The organism is Burkholderia sp. BE17, assembly GCF_009362305.1.
GTDB classification, from domain to species: Bacteria; Pseudomonadota; Gammaproteobacteria; order Burkholderiales; family Burkholderiaceae; genus Burkholderia; species Burkholderia pyrrocinia_C.
The window spans coordinates 124,332-143,546 of record NZ_WHNU01000016.1; the positions used below are offsets into that span (position 1 = coordinate 124,332).

General features: G+C 67.2%; 19 protein-coding genes. 11 read left to right on the plus strand and 8 right to left on the minus strand.

Features of this window, described 5'->3' with window-relative positions; all coding sequences use genetic code 11:
* Positions 1 to 24: 24 nt before the first annotated feature.
* Together GD429_RS15960 and GD429_RS15965 are read right to left on the minus strand one after the other, a co-directional pair.
* Positions 25 to 1,920, minus strand: coding sequence for a peptidoglycan D,D-transpeptidase FtsI family protein (locus tag GD429_RS15960; protein WP_152857768.1), 1,896 nt, complete (start codon positions 1,918 to 1,920; stop codon positions 25 to 27).
* 422 nt (positions 1,921 to 2,342) lie between these two features.
* A complete protein-coding gene (locus tag GD429_RS15965) occupies positions 2,343 to 2,687 on the minus strand; it encodes a DUF3564 family protein (protein ID WP_152857769.1) in 345 nt (114 codons plus the stop codon).
* Between the two features lie 650 nt (positions 2,688 to 3,337).
* Between GD429_RS15965 and GD429_RS15970 the strand changes: the two genes are divergently transcribed.
* Complete coding sequence (locus GD429_RS15970; RefSeq protein ID WP_321574643.1) at positions 3,338 to 4,552, plus strand: SDR family oxidoreductase; 1,215 nt, start codon at positions 3,338 to 3,340, stop codon at positions 4,550 to 4,552.
* Positions 4,553 to 4,608: 56 nt separating this feature from the next.
* Here the strand turns inward: GD429_RS15970 and hpaR are convergent, their stop codons facing one another.
* Positions 4,609 to 5,049: a homoprotocatechuate degradation operon regulator HpaR gene (hpaR, locus tag GD429_RS15975; protein ID WP_152857770.1), complete on the minus strand. Its 441-nt coding sequence runs from the start codon at positions 5,047 to 5,049 to the stop codon at positions 4,609 to 4,611.
* 152 nt (positions 5,050 to 5,201) lie between these two features.
* Here hpaR and GD429_RS15980 point away from each other — a divergent pair, with 152 nt between their 5' ends.
* The 8 genes from GD429_RS15980 (at position 5,202) to GD429_RS16015 (ending at position 11,444) form a co-directional block, all read left to right on the plus strand.
* Positions 5,202 to 5,891, plus strand: coding sequence for a fumarylacetoacetate hydrolase family protein (locus GD429_RS15980; protein WP_152857771.1), 690 nt, complete (start codon positions 5,202 to 5,204; stop codon positions 5,889 to 5,891).
* On the plus strand, positions 5,888 to 6,652 hold the full coding sequence (locus tag GD429_RS15985) for a fumarylacetoacetate hydrolase family protein (protein ID WP_152857772.1): 765 nt from the start codon (positions 5,888 to 5,890) through the stop codon (positions 6,650 to 6,652). The genes GD429_RS15980 and GD429_RS15985 overlap by 4 nt, the downstream gene beginning before the upstream one ends.
* A gap of 22 nt (positions 6,653 to 6,674) precedes the next feature.
* Positions 6,675 to 8,138, plus strand: coding sequence for a 5-carboxymethyl-2-hydroxymuconate semialdehyde dehydrogenase (gene hpaE / locus GD429_RS15990; protein ID WP_152857773.1), 1,464 nt, complete (start codon positions 6,675 to 6,677; stop codon positions 8,136 to 8,138).
* Positions 8,139 to 8,187: 49 nt separating this feature from the next.
* A complete protein-coding gene (gene hpaD / locus GD429_RS15995) occupies positions 8,188 to 9,036 on the plus strand; it encodes a 3,4-dihydroxyphenylacetate 2,3-dioxygenase (protein WP_152857774.1) in 849 nt (282 codons plus the stop codon).
* A 122-nt stretch (positions 9,037 to 9,158) separates the two neighbouring features.
* The gene (locus GD429_RS16000) at positions 9,159 to 9,551 is read left to right on the plus strand and encodes a 5-carboxymethyl-2-hydroxymuconate Delta-isomerase (RefSeq protein ID WP_152857775.1); all 393 of its coding nucleotides are present in this window, start codon (positions 9,159 to 9,161) and stop codon (positions 9,549 to 9,551) included.
* A 19-nt stretch (positions 9,552 to 9,570) separates the two neighbouring features.
* Positions 9,571 to 10,374 (plus strand): 2-oxo-hept-4-ene-1,7-dioate hydratase, encoded by an 804-nt coding sequence (hpaH, locus tag GD429_RS16005; RefSeq protein ID WP_152857776.1) that lies wholly within the window; start codon positions 9,571 to 9,573, stop codon positions 10,372 to 10,374.
* 7 nt (positions 10,375 to 10,381) lie between these two features.
* On the plus strand, positions 10,382 to 11,188 hold the full coding sequence (hpaI, locus tag GD429_RS16010) for a 4-hydroxy-2-oxoheptanedioate aldolase (protein WP_152857777.1): 807 nt from the start codon (positions 10,382 to 10,384) through the stop codon (positions 11,186 to 11,188).
* Positions 11,189 to 11,207: 19 nt separating this feature from the next.
* The gene (locus GD429_RS16015) at positions 11,208 to 11,444 is read left to right on the plus strand and encodes a hypothetical protein (protein ID WP_152857778.1); all 237 of its coding nucleotides are present in this window, start codon (positions 11,208 to 11,210) and stop codon (positions 11,442 to 11,444) included.
* On the opposite strand, the gene GD429_RS16020 is transcribed toward GD429_RS16015, so the two are convergent.
* Positions 11,435 to 12,244: an AraC family transcriptional regulator gene (locus GD429_RS16020; protein WP_152857779.1), complete on the minus strand. Its 810-nt coding sequence runs from the start codon at positions 12,242 to 12,244 to the stop codon at positions 11,435 to 11,437. The genes GD429_RS16015 and GD429_RS16020 overlap by 10 nt on opposite strands.
* 95 nt (positions 12,245 to 12,339) lie before the next feature.
* Between GD429_RS16020 and GD429_RS16025 the strand changes: the two genes are divergently transcribed.
* Together GD429_RS16025 and GD429_RS16030 are read left to right on the plus strand one after the other, a co-directional pair.
* Positions 12,340 to 12,591 carry a hypothetical protein gene (locus GD429_RS16025; RefSeq protein WP_152857780.1) on the plus strand — a complete coding sequence of 84 codons (252 nt, stop codon included), beginning with the start codon at positions 12,340 to 12,342 and terminating at the stop codon, positions 12,589 to 12,591.
* A 46-nt stretch (positions 12,592 to 12,637) separates the two neighbouring features.
* Complete coding sequence (locus tag GD429_RS16030; RefSeq protein ID WP_152857781.1) at positions 12,638 to 13,600, plus strand: quinone oxidoreductase family protein; 963 nt, start codon at positions 12,638 to 12,640, stop codon at positions 13,598 to 13,600.
* Between the two features lie 234 nt (positions 13,601 to 13,834).
* Here the strand turns inward: GD429_RS16030 and GD429_RS16035 are convergent, their stop codons facing one another.
* From GD429_RS16035 to GD429_RS16050, 4 genes are all read right to left on the minus strand, one after another.
* Positions 13,835 to 14,926: a porin gene (locus GD429_RS16035; protein WP_152857782.1), complete on the minus strand. Its 1,092-nt coding sequence runs from the start codon at positions 14,924 to 14,926 to the stop codon at positions 13,835 to 13,837.
* 167 nt (positions 14,927 to 15,093) lie between these two features.
* Complete coding sequence (locus GD429_RS16040) at positions 15,094 to 16,161, minus strand: ABC transporter ATP-binding protein (RefSeq protein ID WP_152857783.1); 1,068 nt, start codon at positions 16,159 to 16,161, stop codon at positions 15,094 to 15,096.
* Positions 16,154 to 17,926 (minus strand): ABC transporter permease, encoded by a 1,773-nt coding sequence (locus tag GD429_RS16045; protein ID WP_152857784.1) that lies wholly within the window; start codon positions 17,924 to 17,926, stop codon positions 16,154 to 16,156. The genes GD429_RS16040 and GD429_RS16045 overlap by 8 nt, the downstream gene beginning before the upstream one ends.
* 100 nt (positions 17,927 to 18,026) lie before the next feature.
* Complete coding sequence (locus tag GD429_RS16050; protein ID WP_152857785.1) at positions 18,027 to 19,127, minus strand: ABC transporter substrate-binding protein; 1,101 nt, start codon at positions 19,125 to 19,127, stop codon at positions 18,027 to 18,029.
* Positions 19,128 to 19,215 lie beyond the last annotated feature (88 nt).

The following is a 19,215-nucleotide window of genomic DNA, read 5'->3' on the forward strand; positions in this document are numbered from 1 at the left end:
CGCCGCATCGCCCGCCCGGCGGCTTCAGCTTGCCGCCGCCTTCGCCGGCACGGTCGTGCCGGACTGCGCGGCCGTCTTCACCGGCGTGGACGTTTTCTGCACGACAGCCGTCTTCGGTTGAGCCGCAGCCTTCGGCGCTGCAACCGTCTTCTGCGGCGCGGCCGCCCTGGCCGGCGCGTTCGTCTCGGGCTCGACCGGCGCGTCGGGCGGCACGCCGAGCAATTGCAGCGAGCCGCTCGTGACCGACGCGAACACCGGGCCGGCCACCGTGCCGCCGTAGTAGCCCTTGCCGCGCGGCTCGTCGATCATCACCGCGACGATCAGGCGCGGGTTGCTCATCGGCGCCATCCCCGCGAACAGCGCGCGGTACTTGCCCTTCGCGTAGGTCGCGCCGACCTGCTTGCGCGCGGTGCCCGTCTTGCCGCCGATCCGGTAGCCGTCGACGCGCGCGCGGCGCCCCGTGCCGCCTTCGCCGACCGCCATCTCGAGCATCGAGCGGATCGACGCGGCCGTTTGCGCCGACGTCACGCGGTGGCCGCGGTGCGCATCGATCGTCTGCTGGTCGGTGCCGTTCTTCAGCAGCGACACGGGGTGCAGCGTGCCGTCGCCCGCATAGGCCGTGTAGGTCTGCGCGATCTGCAGCAGCGACATCGACAGCCCGTAGCCGTACGCCATCGTCGCCTGCTCGATTGGCCGCCAGCGCTTGTAGCCGCGCAGCCGGCCCGACGCGACGCCCGGGAACGTCAGTTCCGGCGCGCGGCCGATCCCGTATTCCTGGTACTTGTTCCAGATCGTTTCGGCCGGCAGGTTCAGCGCGAGCTTCGCGAGCGCGACGTTGCTCGACTTCTGCAGCGCCTGCGAGACCGTCAGCGACCCGTGGTTCGACGTGTCGTGGATCACGGCCGGGCCGATCTTGTAGGTGCCCGGCGACGTGTTGATGATCGTGTTCGGCGTGACCTTGCGCTCGTCGATCGACAGCGCGACGACGAGCGGCTTGATCGTCGAGCCGGGTTCGAACGTGTCGATCACCGCGCGGTTGCGCAACTGCTGGCCCGTGAGGCGCGCGCGGTCGTTCGGGTCGAAGGTCGGGTAGTTCGCGAGCGCGAGGATCTCGCCGTTCTGCGCATCGAGCACGACGACGCTGCCGGCCACCGCATTGTTCTCGATCACGGCCGCCTTGAGCTGACTGAACGCGAGTTGCTGGATCCGGCGGTCGATCGTCAGCTCGATCGTCGCGCCGTGCTGCGCGGGAACGAGCGGGCGCGTGTCGGACACGATGCGGCCGAGCCGGTCGCGGATCACCTCGCGCTGCCCGGACGTGCCGGACAGGCACCCGTTCGCCGCGAGCTCGACGCCTTCCTGGCCCTTGTCTTCGACGTTCGTGAAGCCGACCACGTGCGCGGCCGATTCGCCCTCCGGGTAGAAGCGCTTCGAATCGGCGATCTGCGTGATGCCGTCGATCGCGAGCTTGTCGAGCCGGCCCGCGGTGTCCGCGTCGACCTGCCGCTTGAGCAGCACGAACGTCTTGTCGTTGCCGAGGCGCCGCTTGACCTCGACGAGCGGCATGTCGAGCAGCTTCGCGATCTGCGGATAGTCGGTATCGGCGACCTGTTTCGGGTTCGCCCAGATTTCATAGGTCGCCAGGCTGACCGCGAGCATCGCGCCGTTGCGGTCGACGATGCGCCCGCGCATCGCGTCGAGCTCGATCGTGCGCTGGTAGCGCTTCTGGCCCTGGCCGACGTAGAAATCCTGGTTCGCGACCTGCACCCAGAAGGCACGCGCCAGCAGCGCGGCGAACGCGAGGAACACGACGATCACGACCAGTTTCGAGCGCCACATCGGCAGGCGCGACGCGAGCATCGGATTCTTCGTCGCGACCGAGTACGGATCGACGGGGTGGGTCTTCTTTTTCACGCTCATGCAATGGCCGGGTCGGGCCGCCGGACGGCGGCAGGTCAGTCTGAATAATGCGATTGTAATAAATGGGTAAACGTCGTGTGGGGAAAGTATGTTCCGGCCCCACGAAAAGGCGGGCGGCGGGCGTCAGGAAAGGCGCTGAAAAGGGGGCTGGAAAGGCGGAGCGCGGGCGGATTTTCGCCGCTGCCGCAGACGAAGATCGGAGGGCGATCGGCGGCGTGTCGATCCGGGCGTGCGGTATCCGCTACCGGTCGATCGCGGCCGTCGCCGGCATGCGATCAATTGCCCGGCCCTCGGTTATTTCTTTAATGGCGAAAAATAAAAAGCGCCCCAGAATGAGGCGCCGTTAATGCTGAATATCGAAATGACTATCGCTGAAACTGGAATAAACCCGAAAACCGCAGACGATTTATGTAAAAAATTTTCTATCGAGCAACGGAAATGAATTCCCGGTATTCCGGCTGGGTCGTGCAGCGATCGACGGCCTGCAGCCGCCACGCGCCCGCGTGATTGCCTGCGAGCACGGCGGGGCCCTGTTCGCGCTGCGTCGCACCGAACGACAGCCCCTTCAACTGGCATACGGCTTTCCCGCCGTCGGCCGCGCAGAGCGCCATCGCGCCCTCGACGTCGCGAACCTTGCCCCAAGTCGGAAGATCGATGCCCTGATGTGCCTCACGCGACCACAGTCCCTCGTCGGTATCCACCCACAGTACCGCGAAGGATTGCCGGGTTGTCGATTCGCTGCCATTAATTCGAATGGTGAGGCGCATTGGATCGTCTCCTGAAAAAAAAGGACGAATTTGACCGTTTGGACTTGAACAGTCTAGATAGACTGGTGTGAAACGCAAGTGATAATCCGCAATAAATCGATACTGAGTCCATTGCGGTTTCAGATGAAACGACGTCTGACGATTCACGGACATTTCGGCGGCGCGCGCAAACGCACGTGGCATCGGCGCTTGCGGTGTCGACGCGCGCATCGGTGACGTTCGAGACATGGGATGACATGGCCGGGGGCGCGTCGATCTGTCGCGCGCGGGCCGCCGCCAGAACCGGGCCGATCGCCGCAATCCGGCACCGCCGGGATGCGGTCCGACCCGATGTTTCAGCGTTTTGACGGCGCGGCCGGAACGACACACTCCGACAATCGCGCACAAATCGGCACACTTTCACGAAACTTTCGGGACAGACTTGCACGCGATCGGGCCCCACACTGGGAACTTCCCGATCCTGTGCCGCGGACGCCCGTCCTCGGCGGCTGCCGCCGCCTCGTGCCAGAGGTGCGATCGACGCGATCGCGGGCCGCATGCCCGATCGGGACAGCCGGGGCGCGCGTCGGCCCCGGCCCGGCCGGTGAGCCGTGCGCAGCCCGCAACCGCGGGCGCCGCGCCGCCCGGCCGACTCTTCGAAGGAGACTATCGTGCTGATCTGGAAAACCGCGTTGTCGCTCAACTGGCGGACGAGCCTCGTGTCGCCGGCCAGCGCACCGGTCGCGGCGGCGAACGTCGGACGGCTGGTGCTGACCGGCGCGACCGGCTTCATCGGCAGCACCGTGCTGACGGCGCTCGTCAACGCGGGGTTGCTCGAACGCATCGTGTGCGTCGTGCGCGCGCAGGACCGCGGCCATGCCGTCGCGCGGCTGCGCGAAGCGGCGCTGCGCGCGGGGCTCGCGCCGTACTGGGCGTCGCGCCTGACCGACGCGAACGTGATCGTCGGCGCGCTCGGCGACGTGTGGCAGGGCGCCGACGCGCCGCGCCTCGCCGGCGCGACGCACGTGATCCACTGCGCCGGTCATGCGTCGCCGGCCGACGGCGCGCACCTGCAGGCGGACATCGCCGATTCATTGCGCTTCGCCGAACGTTTCGCGCGGGCGCCGCGCCTGCAGCGCTTCGTGTACGTCGGCACCGCCTATGCGCATGCGGGGCGCGGCGGCATCGTGCACGAAGAAGTCGTGGCGGACGACGCGGCGAACGATGTCGCGCAAGACGGCGAAGGCCTGCCGGGTGCGGTGCTCGCGGCGGACTACCTGCATGCGAAGGCGGAAACGGAGCAGCGCCTGCGCGCGCTCGGGCTGCCGCTCGTCGTCGTGCGGCCGTCGCATGTCGTCGGCCATACGGTGCTCGGCACGCGGCCCGCGCCGAATTCGTTCTGGATGTTCCGCCTTGCGCATGCCGCGCGCCGCTTCACAGCGCGGCCGATGACGCGCATCGACATCGTGTCGGTGGACGACGTGGCGCGCGCGACGATGCTGCTGGCCGTCAAGCCGGCGCTCGCGCACGATCTCTATCACGTGTCGGCCGGCGACGAGGCGCCGCAGGTCGCGCAGATCGTGCGCGCGATGGACGAGGCGGCGGGGATGACGGGGGCGCCGCGCTACGCGGCGTGCGCGCCGGCCGAACTGCCGCTGGTGGTGCGCGACGTGCTCGGGCGGCCCGATCCGGCGCTCGAGCGCGTGATCGGCCGGGCACTGCAGCGCTGCGCGGAATTCGCGACGGTCGATCGCGTGTTCGACAACAGCCGCGTGCGCGACGAAATCGATTTCGAGCCGTTGCCGTTCATCGATTACGTCGAGGAATGCATGCGCACGTCGCGCGGCGTCGCCGTGACCGAGCTGATGCGCGGCGCGATGCACTGACCGCCCGCGCTGCACCGGGCGCCTGTTCCCGCGGCTGGCGGGAACAGGCGCCATCGTCACGCGTTGCCGCCGAGTTCGATGAGCCGGTCGAGCGCGCGGTAGATGTCTTCGAGGCCGTCCTCGCCGAAGCGCGATTCGAGCTGCCGGTATTGCTCGTCGATGCGCGGACCGATTTCCGTGACGAGCTTCTTGCTTTGCGGCGTCAGGCTGACCAGCAGCCGGCGCTGATCTTCCTGCGCGCGCGTGCGCGTGATCAGCCCGTCGCGTTCCATCCGTTCCAGCACGCCCGTGAGGCTCGGGCTCAGGATGCAGCAGCGCCGCGCGATCTGTCCCGCTTCGAGTGCATGCGCCGGTTCGCCGTCGAGCACGCGGATGATCCGCCATTGCTGTTCGGTCAGCGCGAATTCCTTGAGAATGGGGCGGAACAGGCCCATCAGCGTTTCGCGGGCCTCGAGCAGCAGCATGGCAAGGTTGCGATGGTCGAGCGTACGGTTCATCGGGGTGGGCAGTGGACGGGGACGCATCAATCTTAACAGCCGAAGGTGGTGAATTTCGCGTATCAGGGTAATCGAGGTTGTCAGCACCCGATTGTTTACTTAAGATATTAAGTATTGACGATGCGCCGCGACGCGCGGCAGGGGAATGACGCATGGAGCTGTCTTGCACGACCGCCGCGGCGCCGCCGCTGCCGGTCGCCATCGGTACCGTCTACGGTGCGCTGCTCAACGAGCGCGCGGCGCTCGACGCGCTCGGCGATGCGGTGAACGCACCGCCTTACGGCCGCCCGCCGCGGGCGCCGATCCTTTACATCAAGCCGGCCAACACGCATGCGGCCGACGGCGCGGCCGTCGTCGTGCCGGCCGGCGTCGATGCGCTGGAGATCGGCGCGTCGGTGGCCGTCGTGTTCGCCCGGCGCGCCACGCGCGTGCCGGCCGCGCAGGCGCTCGACTACGTGCACGGCTTCACGCTCGCGAGCGACGTGTCGGTGCCGCATCCCGATTACTACCGCCCGGCCGTGCGCTTCAAGTGTCGTGACGGTTTCTGCCCGCTGGGCCCGGCGATCGTGCCGGCCGCCGCGCTGGCCGATGTCGACGCGCTCGCACTGACCGTGCGGATCGACGGCGAGGTGGCTGCATCGGCGTCGACTTCGACGCTGATTCGCCCGGTGCGCGAACTGATTGCCGACGTGACGGCGTTCATGTCGTTCGACGCGGGCGATGTGCTGCTGCTCGGCGTTGCCGGCGGCGCACCGCGCGCCCGCGCGGGCAGCACGATCGAGATCGCCGCCGCCGGCATCGGCACGCTGCGGCACACGCTGATTGCGGAGGAAACACGATGAAGAAGGCGCGCGTGATCTACAACGGCGCACTGCATGCGGCCGAACCGGCCGGCGACGGCGCGATCCGACTCGACACGGGGCGCGTGGTTGCCGAGGACCTGGTCGCATGGCTGCCGCCCGTCGCGCCGCGCACGACGTTCGCGCTCGGCCTCAACTACGCCGACCACGCGAAGGAACTCGCGTTCAAGGCGCCGAGCGAGCCGCTGATCTTCCTGAAGGGGCCGAACACGTTCATCGGCCACCGGTCGCGCACCGTGCGTCCGGCGGATGCGACGCACATGCACTACGAGTGCGAGCTGGCCGTCGTGATCGGCCGGCCCGCGCGCAACGTGAGCCGTGCGCAGGCGATCGACCACGTGGCCGGCTATACGGTCGCGAACGACTACGCGATCCGCGACTATCTGGAGAACTACTACCGCCCGAACCTGCGCGTGAAGAACCGCGACACCTGCACGCCGCTCGGGCCGTGGTTGGTCAGCCGCGACGAGATCGGCGACGCGGGCGACCTGACGCTGCGCACGACGGTGAACGGCCGGGAGACGCAGCGCGGCAGCACGCGCGACATGATCTTCGACGTGCCGGCGCTGATCGAGCACATCAGCAGCTTCATGACGCTCTCGCCGGGCGACCTGATCCTGACCGGCACGCCCGAGGGGCTGGCGGACACGCAGCCGGGCGACGAGGTCGTGACCGAAATCGAAGGGATCGGCAGGCTCATGAACACGATCGTCGCCGAAGCAGACTACTATCGCGCCGGCTGAGCCCGTCGCCCAAGGAGAACCCATGACCATCAAGCACTGGATCGACGGCCGCGAAGTCGAGAGCCGCGAGACCTTCACGACGCTGAATCCCACGACGGGCGACGTGATCACCGACGTCGCGTCGGCCGGCGAGGCCGAAGTCGACGCGGCGGTGCGCGCGGCGAAGGAAGCCTTCCCGAAATGGGCGAATACGCCCGCGAAGGAGCGCGCGAAACTGATGCGCAAGCTCGGCGAGCTGATCGAGAAGAACGTGCCGATGCTTGCGGCGCTGGAGACGCAGGACACCGGCCTGCCGATCGCGCAGACGAGCAAGCAGCTGATTCCGCGCGCATCCGAGAACTTCAACTTCTTCGCGGAAGTGTGCGTGCAGATGAACGGGCGTACCTATCCGGTCGACGACCAGATGCTGAACTACACGCTGTACCAGCCGGTCGGCGTGTGCGCGCTGGTGTCGCCGTGGAACGTGCCGTTCATGACGGCCACGTGGAAGACTGCGCCGTGCCTCGCACTCGGCAACACGGCCGTGTTGAAGATGTCGGAGCTGTCGCCGCTGACGGCCGACCAGCTCGGCCGGCTCGCGCTCGAAGCCGGCATTCCGCCCGGCGTGCTGAACGTCGTGCAGGGCTACGGCGCGACCGCCGGCGACGCGCTGGTGCGGCATCCGGACGTGCGTGCGGTGTCGTTTACCGGCGGCACGGTCACGGGCAAGCGGATCATGGAGCGCGCGGGCCTCAAGAAATATTCGATGGAGCTCGGCGGCAAGTCGCCGGTGCTGATTTTCGACGACGCGGATTTCGACCGTGCACTCGATGCGTCGCTGTTCACGATCTTCTCGATCAACGGCGAACGCTGCACTGCGGGCTCGCGGATCTTCGTGCAGCGCAGGATCTACGACCGCTTCGTGCAGGAATTTTCGCGCCGCGCGAACAATCTGGTGGTCGGCGATCCGTCCGATCCGGCCACGCAGCTCGGCGCGATGATCACGCGCCAGCACTGGGAGAAGGTGACGGGCTACATCCGCATCGGCGAGCAGGAAGGCGCGCGCGTGGTCGCGGGCGGCGCGGACAAGCCGGCGGGCCTGCCCGACCATCTGCGCAACGGCAACTTCGTGCGGCCGACCGTGTTCGCCGACGTCGACAACCGGATGCGTATCGCGCAGGAAGAGATCTTCGGGCCGGTCGCGTGCCTGATCCCGTTCGAGGACGAGGAGGAAGGGCTGCGGCTCGCGAACGACACGTCGTACGGCCTTGCGTCATACATCTGGACGCAGGACGTCGGCAAGGTGCATCGCCTCGCGCGCGGCATCGAGGCCGGGATGGTGTTCGTGAACAGCCAGAACGTGCGCGACCTGCGCCAGCCGTTCGGCGGCGTGAAGGAATCGGGCACCGGGCGCGAGGGCGGCGAGTACAGTTTCGAAGTGTTCGCGGAGATCAAGAACGTGTGCATCTCGATGGGTTCGCATCACATTCCGCGCTGGGGCGTGTGACGGGCGCGGGTCGTTTCGCCGCAAGCACGAACGATATGGAGACTTAACGATGGGCAAACTGTCCCTCGCCGCGAAAATCACGCACGTGCCGTCGATGTACCTGTCGGAAATGCCCGGCAGGCATCACGGCTGCCGCGAAGCGGCGATCCGCGGCCATCGGCTGATCGGCGAGCGCTGCCGCGCGCTTGGCGTCGACACGATCGTCGTGTCGGACGTGCACTGGCTCGTCAACGCGGGTTATCACGTGAACTGCAATGCGCGGTTCGCCGGCACGTACACCAGCAACGAGCTGCCGCATTTCATCCGCGACATGCAGTACGCGTATCCGGGCAACCCGGCGCTCGGCCGGCTGATCGCCGAGACGGCCAGCGCACGCGGGATCGCGACGCGCGCACACGAGATCGACAGCCTCGAACTCGAATACGGCACGCTCGTGCCGATGCGCTACATGAACGGCGACCGGCACTTCAAGGTCGTGTCGATCGCCGGCTGGTGCATGTGGCACACGCTCGACGAAAGCCGCCGTTTCGGCGAGGCGCTGCTCGAAGCGATCGAGAAGAGCGATTCGAACGTCGCGTTCCTCGCGAGCGGTTCGCTGTCGCATCGCTTCAACGACAACGGCAGCCCCGAGGAATCGATCCACCAGATCAGCCGCGAATTCTTCCGGCAGGTCGACCTGCGTGTGGTCGAGCTGTGGAAGCAGGGTGATTTCAAGACGTTCTGCGCGATGCTGCCCGAGTACAACACGCATTGCCACGGCGAAGGCGGCATGCACGACACGGCGATGCTGCTCGGCCTGCTCGGCTGGGATCGTTACGACAAGCCCGTCGAGATCGTCACCGACTATTTCGCGAGTTCGGGCACGGGGCAGATCAACGCGATCTTTCCGCTGCCGTGAACGTTGCCGCCCCGCATCCGACTTCCGACTGCAAAGATTGGAGTCCGAAAGTAAGTGCTGAAGCACCAACTTGATCCGACATAAGCGCTAACGCGCCAACTCGGGTCGACAGGAGATTAGCCATGCCCCACATCGTCGTCGAATACACCGCGAACATCCGCGACGACGCGCGCATTCCCACTCTGCTGCGCACGATCAATGCGACGCTGATCGCGCAGGGCGGCGTGTTCCCGACCGGCGGCATCCGCTCGCGCGCGATCGAGCTGCAGGACTACTGCGTCGCCGACGGCACGGAGGACGACGCGTTCGTCCACGTGACGCTGAAGATCGGCTCGGGCCGCAGCGACGACACGAAGAAAGCCGCGTGCGACGCGCTGTTCGACGCGATCAAGGCGCATTTCGCCGAGCTGTACGCGAAGCGCTATCTCGCGCTGTCGATGGAGCTGACCGAGTTCAGCGAAAGCGGCTCGTACAAGCACAACAACATCCACGCCCGCTACAAGCGGGCCGGCTGACCCCATTCCCGATCCGACCATGCTCGAACCCGCCATCATCGACCAGCTCGCGCAGCGTCTGCACGACGCCGAGCGCGAGCGCAAGCAGATCCGCCAGATCTCGCTCGACCATCCCGACATCACGATCGACGACGCATACGCGATCCAGCGCGCGTGGGTGACCCTCAAGCTCGCGGAAGGCCGCACGCTGAAGGGGCACAAGATCGGCCTCACGTCGAAGGCGATGCAGAACACGTCGCAGATCGACGAACCCGACTACGGCGCGCTGCTCGACGACATGTTCTTCGCGGACGGCGGCACGATCCCGACCAGCCGTTTCATCGTGCCGCGCGTCGAGGTCGAACTCGCGTTCGTGCTCGGGAAGCGGCTTTCGGGCCCGAACTGCACGATCTTCGACGTGTACGACGCGGTCGATTACGTCGTGCCCGCGCTCGAGATCATCGATGCGCGCAGCCAGTCGATCGACCCCGATACGAAACGGCCGCGCAAGGTGTTCGACACGATCGCCGACAACGCGGCGAACGCGGGCGTCGTGATCGGCGGGCGGCCGGTGAAGCCGCAGGACGTCGACCTGCGCTGGGTTGCGGCGATCATGTCGCGCAACGGCGTGGTCGAGGAAACGGGCGTCGCGGCCGGTGTGCTGAACCATCCGGCGAACGGCGTCGCGTGGCTCGCGAATCGTCTGTCGCGCTTCGACGTCGCGCTGGAGCCCGGGCAGATCGTGCTCGGCGGCTCGTTCACGCGGCCGTGCGCGGCGCGGCCGGGCGACACGTTCAGCGTCGACTACGGTCCGCTCGGGACGATCCAGTGCTACTTCGAGTGAGCGGGCGATGCAGATTCCTTCGAATGTCTTCAAGGCCGCGCTCGCGCGCGGCGACGCGCAGGTCGGGCTGTGGCTCGGGCTGGCAAACCCGTACAGCGCCGAAGTCGTCGCGGGCGCCGGTTTCGACTGGCTGCTGATCGACGGCGAGCACGCGCCGAACACGGTGCCGACGATCCTCGCGCAACTGCAGGCGATCGCGCCATATCCGTCGCATCCGGTCGTGCGCGTGCCGTGGAACGATCCGGTGATCGTCAAGCAGGTGCTCGATCTCGGCGCGCAGACGCTGCTGGTACCGATGGTGCAGAGCGTCGACGAAGCGCGCGCGGCCGTTGCCGCGACGCGTTACCCGCCGCACGGGATGCGCGGCGTCGGCAGCGCGCTGGCGCGTGCGTCGCGATGGAATCGCGTCGGCGACTACCTGCACCGCGCGAACGACGAGATGGCCGTGCTCGTGCAGGTCGAGACGCGCGCGGGGCTCGATGCGATCGATGCGATTGCGCGGGTCGAAGGTGTCGATGGGGTGTTCATCGGGCCGGCCGATCTGGCGGCCGATCTCGGGCATCTCGGCAATCCGGCGCACCCGGACGTGCAGGCCGCGATCGACGGCGCGATTCGGACGATCAAGGCGGCCGGCAAGGCGCCCGGTATTTTGAGTGCGGATGAAGCGGCGGCGCGGCGCTATCTGGAAGCGGGTGCGCTGTTCGTTGCGGTCGGGGTCGATACGACGCTGCTGGCGAGGAGTGCGGAGCGGTTGGCGGCGCAGTTCAAGGAGGTATCTCGACCGGCGAAAAAGAATGGCGACACGACGTATTGAGCGACGGGTGGTGACGGGTATGACAAGCAAGGTAGACGTACTGCCTGACGAATCGGAGCATCGGCACAAGGTTTCGCAAAGGGACCGGATGGCCTCGCTCGAATCGAACGCGATCCTTGATCGCGAGGCGGGGGCTCGTTGGCACGTCCGAGCCATCGACATGACGCGTTGCAGGGAAACAAGCGGTGAAGCAATCCCGGATGTGATGTCGGAATTGAGTGCGCAGGCGCAAGCCCTGCGGATGGGTTACGACTGACTTCCCACTGTCCCGACTGCTGATCTTGCTACGTCCGGATATCTCCCCGGCGTCGTCCCCAACGCCCGCCGGAACATGTCGATGAACGCGCTCACGTTGTCGTACCCGAGATCGAGCGCGATCGTCGTCACCGGCACGCCATCCGCGATTTTCTCCAGCGCGCGCAGCAGCCTTGCCTGCTGACGCCACTGCGCGAACGTCAGCCCCGTCTCGGCGACGAAGCGGCGGCTCATCGTTCGTGCGCTGATGCCGGCCCATTCCGCCCGTTCCTCAAGCCGCCTGTTGTCCGCGAGATTTGCGGCCAGCGCATCGGTGATCCGCATGAGCCGCGGGTCCTGCGGCCGTATCAGTCCCAGCGCTTCGACCTCCGACGCGGCGATTTCATCGAGGATCACGTCAGCGATCCGCGTCTGCGCGGCATCCAGTACGGAATCGCCCCAGCTTGCCGCACGCTGCACGGCTTCGCGCAGCAGCGGCGACGCACGGATCGCGCGCGGCGTATCCGGCAGTGCCGCGCAGCGCGCTTCGGCGACGAATGCCGACCAGCCGGAAATCGGCCCGAACGAGCGCAGCGAATGCCGGCAATGCGGCGGAATCCAGATTGCGTGGATCGCCGGCACGACCCAGTCCTGGTCGTCGAGACCGATCGTCAGAAGCCCGCTCAGCGCACCGACGAGCTGGCCGCGCGCATGCGCATGCGGCGGCGTGATGCGCGGGTCGCGTTGCGACAGGACGGCCGCGACGACGAACGGACCATTGTCGGACGTGATGAAGCGGGCGGGCAGGAGCGGATCGGACATGGCCGGATAACGGTATCGAATGGCCGTTATACCGGAGATCGGCCGGCTTCGCATGCCTACACTGCGTCCATCGATGACAACCGGAGTACGACGCGATGCGAGCCGAACAGATGCTTCCCGACCATGCCGACCGGATCGATGCCGGCGGAACGACGATCCGCAAGGGCACCATCGGCGCGTTTCTGGTCAACGCGCGCGTGCTGACCGATCCCGACGCTACACCCGCCGACCGGGCACGCGCGGAAACCGACACGATCGATGCGTTGCCCGCGCTGCGCGCGATCGGCCTGTTCGACGTGATGGAAGTGCGCGATCCCGCGCTGCGCGCGTGGCTCGACGCCCGCTGATGCGCACCGGAACCGTCGATCGAGATCCCCGATTCAAGGAGTCACCATGAAAGCAGCAGTCGTGACGGGCGCCGGCGAGCGTCCCGTTCATATGGAATTCGATGCGCCGCACGCGATGCCGGGCCACAGCCTGATCGACGTGACGGCGTCCGCACTGAGCTGGATCGCGCAGGGGCGTGCGTCCGGCACGCATTACTCGTCGGATCGACGTTATCCGTTCGTCGTCGGCGTCGACGGTGTGGGCCGTCGCGACGACGGGAAGCGCGTCTATTTCTTCGGCACCCCCGCGCCGTTCGGCGCGATGGCCGAGCGCACGATCGTGCCGGACACGCAGTGCGTGCCGCTGCCGGACGGGCTCGACGACGTCACGGCCGCGGCGATCGCGATTCCCGGGATGTCGTCGTGGGCCGCGCTGACCGAACGTGCGCGGCTCGTCGCGGGCGAGACGGTGCTGGTCAACGGCGCAACGGGCACGTCGGGCCGGCTGGCGGTGCGGATCGCGAAGCATCTCGGTGCCGCGAAGGTGATCGCGACAGGCCGCAACGCGGTCGCGCTGGACGCTTTGCTGAGCGCCGGCGCGGACGCCGTCGTGTCGCTGCAGCAGGACGATGCGCATCTGGCGCGTGCGCTCGAACCGCACTTGCGCGCGGGCGTGGATGTCGTGCTCGACTATCTGTGGGGTGCCAGCGCGCAGACGCTGCTGGTTGCCGCGGCGAAGGCGGCGCCCGATGGCCGCCGGCTGCGGTTCGTGCAAATCGGCTCGATCGGCGGCGCGGACGTGCTGTTGCCGGGCGCAGTGTTGCGCGCAACCGCAATCGAATTGATGGGCAGCGGCCTCGGCAGCGTGCCGCTGCCGCGTTTGCTGGCTTCGGTGCGCGGCGTGTTCGACGCGGCCGGCCCGGCGCGGCTGGCGATCGAGACGCGCACCGTGCCGCTGTCGGCTGTCGGCGAACACTGGGGCGATACAGACAGTCGCGTGCGCACGGTGTTCACGATGCACGGCGAGTAAACGGCGACCGAACCGCAGTGGGGCTGGCTCGGCGCGATGAACGAGCTGCGCGGCGACAACCGGCTATCCGTCGTGATGCCGCCGCGCATGCGGGGAAAGCAGGGCGGTCGCGGGCGAAACACACCCGTCGCCACCCACTGCATCAGGCTCAGAACCGCCTGATGCCGCCGCGCATGCGGGGAAATCAGGGCGGCCGCGGGTGAAACTCACCCGTCGCCCCCCGCCGCATCAGGCTCAGAACCGCTGCTGAATCCCCGCCGTGACACCGACCTGCGTCGTGCCGTAGCCCGCGAAATCGCGCGACGCGCCGACCTTCTGGTCATGCTTCGCGATCGCGAACGCGCCGGCCGCGTACAGCACCGTGCGCTTCGACAGCGCGTAGTTCGCGCGCAGCGACACCAGCGTCGGATCGGCGTCGGTGCCGCCCTTGATGTTCTGGTGATAGACGGCCGCGATCAGCGAGAACGTCGGCGTGAACTGGTACGACCCGCCGACCCAGACCATGTCGCTCAACTGGTTCGCCGCCGTCGTGCGGAACGTGCGTTTGTAATTGCGATAACCCGCCATCGTCTTCAGGTTGCCGAAGTCGTAGCTCAGGCCCGCGTGGATGCCCTGGATGTAGTTGACCGTATCGGCCGGCGTGACGCTGTCGGCCGCGCCGTTCTGCCGGTCGAACGTGACCACCGCCGCGAACGGGCCGGTCTCGTAGCCGAGCGCGAAATCGTATTTCGAGCTGGTCTTCACGCTGCCCGGCACGTTGCCGAAGCCGTACAGCGCGCCGAACTTGAAGCCGCTGAATTCGCCGTCGTAGCGCACCGCGTTCGACGAGCGCGTGAACATGCCGTCCTTGCGGCCGCCCGTCGCCATTGACGACGAGGCCCACGAGTAGTTCTGCGCGTAACCCATCGGGTCGAACGGCAGCATGTAGTCGTAGGTGACGGTGTAGTTGCGGCCGAGCGTGAGTTCGCCCCATTTGCTCTTCAGGCCGATCGTCGCGCGGCGCGCGAAGATCGAGTCGGGGCCGTCGTCGAGCGCGCCGTTCGCGAGGTCGATCCCGCTTTCGAGGCGGAACACGGCCTTCAGCCCGCCGCCGAGATCCTCGACGCCGCGCAAGCCCCAGCGCGACGTATTCTTGTTGCCCGACTTGAGCTTGACCGAACTGCCGCCTTCCGGCGCCGCGTGGTTCGTGTATTCGATGCCGGCATCCATGATCCCGTACATCGTGACGGACGACTGCGCATGCACGGCGGGCGCGGCGATGCAGGCCGCGGCGGCCGAGCTCGTGAGGACTACTGTGCGAATCGAACGTTCTGCGCGTGACTTCATTGACGGTGTCTCCTTGGTTTCTTGTGGGTGGGGTGAAACAGGTACGGTGCGCAACAGGCTGCGGCGGACGCCAGAAGACGTCCGCCGGACCGGCATGTCATCACATGGCGCGATGCACGCGGTGCGCGGCGTGCAGGCGCGGCGGCGCGCGGGCCGCCGCGCTCGGGTCAGCCCGCTTTCGCGAACGCCCAGCAGTCGTTGGTCGGGAATTCGAGCCAGTGCTTGCCGGCTGCGCGCGGCATGTGGCCGAACGCGCGCAGGCGCATGTCGCCGCAATGGAACAGGTATTCCCAGCGATCGCCGAGATACATCGACGTGACGAGGTCGGCCTGCAGCCGGTTCGCGCCCGGGCCGTCGGCGACCTGCACGCGTTCGAGGCGGATCACGGCCTGCGCGTCCTGGCCCGGCGCGAATGTGTCGCGCGCCATCGCGCGGATTTCCCAGCCGTCGCCGGCAAGCGTCACGCATTCGCCGTCGATCGCGGCGACGCGTGCGTCGATCCGGTTGTTGCTGCCCATGAATTCGGCCGTGTACAGCGAGCGCGGCGCGCCGTACAGCTCGGCCGGCGTGCCTTCCTGCTCGATGCGGCCGTTGCGCAGCAGCAGGATGCGGTCGGACATCGCCATCGCCTCGGTCTGGTCGTGCGTCACGCACAGTGCCGACAGCCCGAGCGACACGATCAGCTCGCGCAGCCACGCGCGCGCTTCCTCGCGCAGCTTCGCGTCGAGGTTCGACAGCGGCTCGTCGAGCAGGATCACCGGCGGGTTGTAGACGAGCGCGCGTGCGATCGCGACGCGCTGCTGCTGGCCGCCCGACAACTGATGCGGAAAGCGTTCCGCGAGATGGCCGAGGCCGAGCTGGTCGAGCGCGGTCTGCACGCGGCGCTTCTGTTCGGCGGGTGCGACGCGGCGCAGCTTCAGCCCGTAGCCGACGTTCTCGGCGACGGTGCGGTGCGGCCACAGCGCGTACGACTGGAACACGAGGCCGAGCGAGCGCTGCTCGACGGGCAGGTCGACGCGCTTCGCGCCGTCGAAGAACACGCGGTCGTCGAGCTGGATGCGGCCGTCGGACGGCTGTTCGAGGCCGGCCACCGCGCGCAGCAGCGTGGTCTTGCCGCTGCCCGATGCGCCGAGCAGGCACACGACTTCGCCGGCCTTCAGTTCGAACGACACGCCCTTGAGGATCGGATTGGCGCCGTAGCTGAGATGCAAATCGTCGACGATGAGCTTATCCATGAAGTTTCACTCCGAAACGCAGGGCCACGCCGAGACCGGCGCCGACCATCGCGATGTTGATGACAGAAAGCGCGGCGACCTGGTCGACGGCGCCGGTCGCCCACAGCGACACGAGCAGCGCGCCGATCACTTCGGTGCCGGGCGACAGCAGGTAGACGGCCGTCGAGTATTCGCGCTCGAAGATCATGAAGATCAGCAGCCACGCGGCGAGCAGGCCGAAGCGCACGAGCGGCAGCGTCACGTCGAGCGACACGCGACTGCGCGTCGCGCCGACGCTGCGGCCGGCTTCCTCGAGCTCGGGGCCGACCTGCAGCAGCGCGCTCTGGATGAGCCGCATCCCGTATGCGAGCCACACGACCGTGTACGCGATCCAGATGCTCCACATCGAGTTCTTCAGCTCGCGCAGGCCGGGGACGAACAGGAAGATCCACAGGAACGCGAGACCGGCGAGCAGGCCCGGCACCGCGCGCGGCAGCAGCACCAGATAGTCGAGCAGCTTGGTCGCCCAGTCGGGGCGGCGGTGGCCGGCGAATGCGACGAGCGAGTAGAAGCCGACCGCGAGCGCGCCGCCGATCACGCCGATGCCGAGCGTGTTGACGATCGCGCGCACCAGGTTGTCCTGCTCGAACAGCTCGATGAAGTTCGCCAGCGTCAGCACCTCGGCGAGCGCCACGCCTTCGCCCCAGTTGGTCACGAACGCGCGCAGCACGATGCCCGAGATCGGCACGATCACGGTCAGCATCAGCCACAGCGCGACGATCGCGAGCGCGACCCAGCGCCACACGCCGAGCGGCAGCACCGTCGCGCGGCCGGCCTTGCCCTTCACGGTGACGAAGCGGTTCGCGGTTTTCAGCAGGTGGCGCTGCAGCAGCACGAGCGGGAACGTGATCGCGACGATGCACACCGCGACCGCGGCCATCAGGTGGTACGACGGCACGCCGAGCTTGTTGGTCAGCTTGTACAGGTAGGTCGCGAGCACGAGGTGGCCTTCCGGATCGCCGAGCACGAGCGGCAGCCCGAACACCTCGAAGCCGAGGAAGAACACCAGCACGCCGGCGAACAGCAGCGCGGGCATCGTCATCGGCAGGCTCACGTCGAGCGCGACGCGGAACGGGCGGGCGCCCGTCACGCGCGCGGCTTCCTCGACGTCCGAGCCGAGGTTGCGCAGCGCGGCCGACGAATACAGATACACGTGCGGCACGTGCGTGAGGCCGACGATCACCGTGATCGCGAAGATCGAATACACGTTCCAGGGCACGTTTTGCACCCCGAACAGTTCCTTGAACCATACCGAGTAGAAGCCGACCGGGCCGGCCGCGACCACGTAGCCGAACGCGAGCACCATCGGCGACACGAACACCGGCGTGAGCAGCAGCGGTTCGAGCCAGCGGCGGCCGGGCAGGTCGGTGCGCACCATCAGGAACGCGAGGATGCCGCCGAGCGGGATCGAGATGAACAGCATCCCGCCGGCGATGATGAACGAGTTCTTCACGGCCGACCAGAAGTCGGGATCGCTGAAGATGAAGCGGAAACCTTCGATGCCGAGCGTCTTGTTCGCGTCGAAGAACGGCGCGGACAGCAGGCTCTGGAACAGGATGAAGCCGAGCGGCAGCGCGACCGCGACGGTCAGTACCGCGACGACGATCCAGCGCAGCATGCCGGCGAGCGGCTGCAGGCTGTTGACCGGCAGCGCGGGAATCGCGCCGCGCTGGCCGGTGGCGGGCGCAACGGCCGGCGCCGTTGAGCGTGTGCTGGTTGAAAGCATGAGTTCGCCCCTGCGGCCATCCGGATGGCCGCCTCTAGGAAGTCGGTGAGGGGAAGCGGCCGCCCGCGCGATGCGTGGCGGGCGGCCCGCTGTCAGCGGATCAGCGCTTGATCGACTGCTGCCATTGCTTCAGGAAAGCAAGGCGCTTCGACTGGTCGAGATAGACGAGCAGGCCGGTGCCGATCTGGATCGGCTTCAGCGAATCGCCGAGCTCCTTCGACAGGCTCGCGGCCGACGTTTCGCCGGTGACGTCCGCGCGGATCGCGTACAGGTTCGCCTGGTTCGCGATCAGCGTCTGGCCGCGGTTCGACAGCAGGTAGTCGACCCACAGCTTGGCGGCGTTCGGGTTTTTCGCCTTCTTCGAGATGGTGGCGAGGCGGCTCACGATCTGCGTGTAGTCCTTCGGAAACACATACCCGATGGACTTGTCCTTCTTCGCCTTCGCGTACGCGTACGAACCGATGATGTTGTAGCCGATCAGGTTCTCGCCCGACGAGATGCGCTCCATCATCGCGCCGGTGCTCGACTGCAGCTTCGGGCCCGTCGCGCCGATCGCCTTCACGAGTTCCCACGTGACCTTCTCGTTCAGGTGCGCGTCCTGCGTCAGCGCATTGAAGCCGACGCCGGATTTCTCGACGTCGTACGTCGTGAGCTTGCCCTTGAACTTGTCCGGTTGCGACGCGAGCAGCTTGATCAGCTCGGCGCGCGTCTTCGGCACTTCGTTCTCGGGGATCAGGCGCTTGTTGTAGACGATCGCGAGCGGCTCGAAGGTCGTGCCGTACGCCTGCTTCTGGTATTGCGCCCATTGCGGCACGTTCGGGCTTTCGGGCGAATCGTAGGACGCCATCAGGCCGTCGTTGACGAGCTTGACCTGCAGGTCCATCGCCGAGCTCCACAGCACGTCGGCGCTGGTGCTGCTCGCCGCGTTCTCGCTGATGTAGCGGTTGTACAGCTCGGTGCTGTTCATGTCGTTGTACTCAACCTTGACGCCGTACACGCTTTCGAAGTCCTTGATCAGCGGACGCACGAGGCCCGTGTCGGTCGTCGAGTAGACGATCAGCTTGCCTTCCTTCTTCGCGGCGTCGATCACGCCCTGGTAGTTACCCGGATACCCGGCCGGAACCTGCGCGACGGCGCTGCCGGCGGCAGTGCCCAGGGCGATCGCCAGCGCGGCGGCGAGGTGCTTCGGTGCAAACGGCATGTCTTCCTCCAGTTACCCATAGATGTTGTTCGAGTGACGCGGATGTTAATTGCGGGGTACTTTCAGCCTGCTTTCATTTCGGTTCACA

What these genes read in the sequence shown, in the direction of transcription:
- GD429_RS15960 (WP_152857768.1), bottom strand. Translation starts at nt 1,920, where the DNA reads ATGAGCGTGAAAAAGAAGACCCACCCCGTCGATCCGTACTCGGTCGCG.
- GD429_RS15965 (WP_152857769.1), bottom strand. Translation starts at nt 2,687, where the DNA reads ATGCGCCTCACCATTCGAATTAATGGCAGCGAATCGACAACCCGGCAA.
- hpaR (WP_152857770.1), bottom strand. Translation starts at nt 5,049, where the DNA reads ATGAACCGTACGCTCGACCATCGCAACCTTGCCATGCTGCTGCTCGAG.
- GD429_RS15980 (WP_152857771.1), top strand. Translation starts at nt 5,202, where the DNA reads ATGGAGCTGTCTTGCACGACCGCCGCGGCGCCGCCGCTGCCGGTCGCC.
- GD429_RS15985 (WP_152857772.1), top strand. Translation starts at nt 5,888, where the DNA reads ATGAAGAAGGCGCGCGTGATCTACAACGGCGCACTGCATGCGGCCGAA.
- hpaE (WP_152857773.1), top strand. Translation starts at nt 6,675, where the DNA reads ATGACCATCAAGCACTGGATCGACGGCCGCGAAGTCGAGAGCCGCGAG.
- hpaD (WP_152857774.1), top strand. Translation starts at nt 8,188, where the DNA reads ATGGGCAAACTGTCCCTCGCCGCGAAAATCACGCACGTGCCGTCGATG.
- GD429_RS16000 (WP_152857775.1), top strand. Translation starts at nt 9,159, where the DNA reads ATGCCCCACATCGTCGTCGAATACACCGCGAACATCCGCGACGACGCG.
- hpaH (WP_152857776.1), top strand. Translation starts at nt 9,571, where the DNA reads ATGCTCGAACCCGCCATCATCGACCAGCTCGCGCAGCGTCTGCACGAC.
- hpaI (WP_152857777.1), top strand. Translation starts at nt 10,382, where the DNA reads ATGCAGATTCCTTCGAATGTCTTCAAGGCCGCGCTCGCGCGCGGCGAC.
- GD429_RS16015 (WP_152857778.1), top strand. Translation starts at nt 11,208, where the DNA reads ATGACAAGCAAGGTAGACGTACTGCCTGACGAATCGGAGCATCGGCAC.
- GD429_RS16020 (WP_152857779.1), bottom strand. Translation starts at nt 12,244, where the DNA reads ATGTCCGATCCGCTCCTGCCCGCCCGCTTCATCACGTCCGACAATGGT.
- GD429_RS16025 (WP_152857780.1), top strand. Translation starts at nt 12,340, where the DNA reads ATGCGAGCCGAACAGATGCTTCCCGACCATGCCGACCGGATCGATGCC.
- GD429_RS16030 (WP_152857781.1), top strand. Translation starts at nt 12,638, where the DNA reads ATGAAAGCAGCAGTCGTGACGGGCGCCGGCGAGCGTCCCGTTCATATG.
- GD429_RS16035 (WP_152857782.1), bottom strand. Translation starts at nt 14,926, where the DNA reads ATGAAGTCACGCGCAGAACGTTCGATTCGCACAGTAGTCCTCACGAGC.
- GD429_RS16040 (WP_152857783.1), bottom strand. Translation starts at nt 16,161, where the DNA reads ATGGATAAGCTCATCGTCGACGATTTGCATCTCAGCTACGGCGCCAAT.
- GD429_RS16045 (WP_152857784.1), bottom strand. Translation starts at nt 17,926, where the DNA reads ATGCTTTCAACCAGCACACGCTCAACGGCGCCGGCCGTTGCGCCCGCC.
- GD429_RS16050 (WP_152857785.1), bottom strand. Translation starts at nt 19,127, where the DNA reads ATGCCGTTTGCACCGAAGCACCTCGCCGCCGCGCTGGCGATCGCCCTG.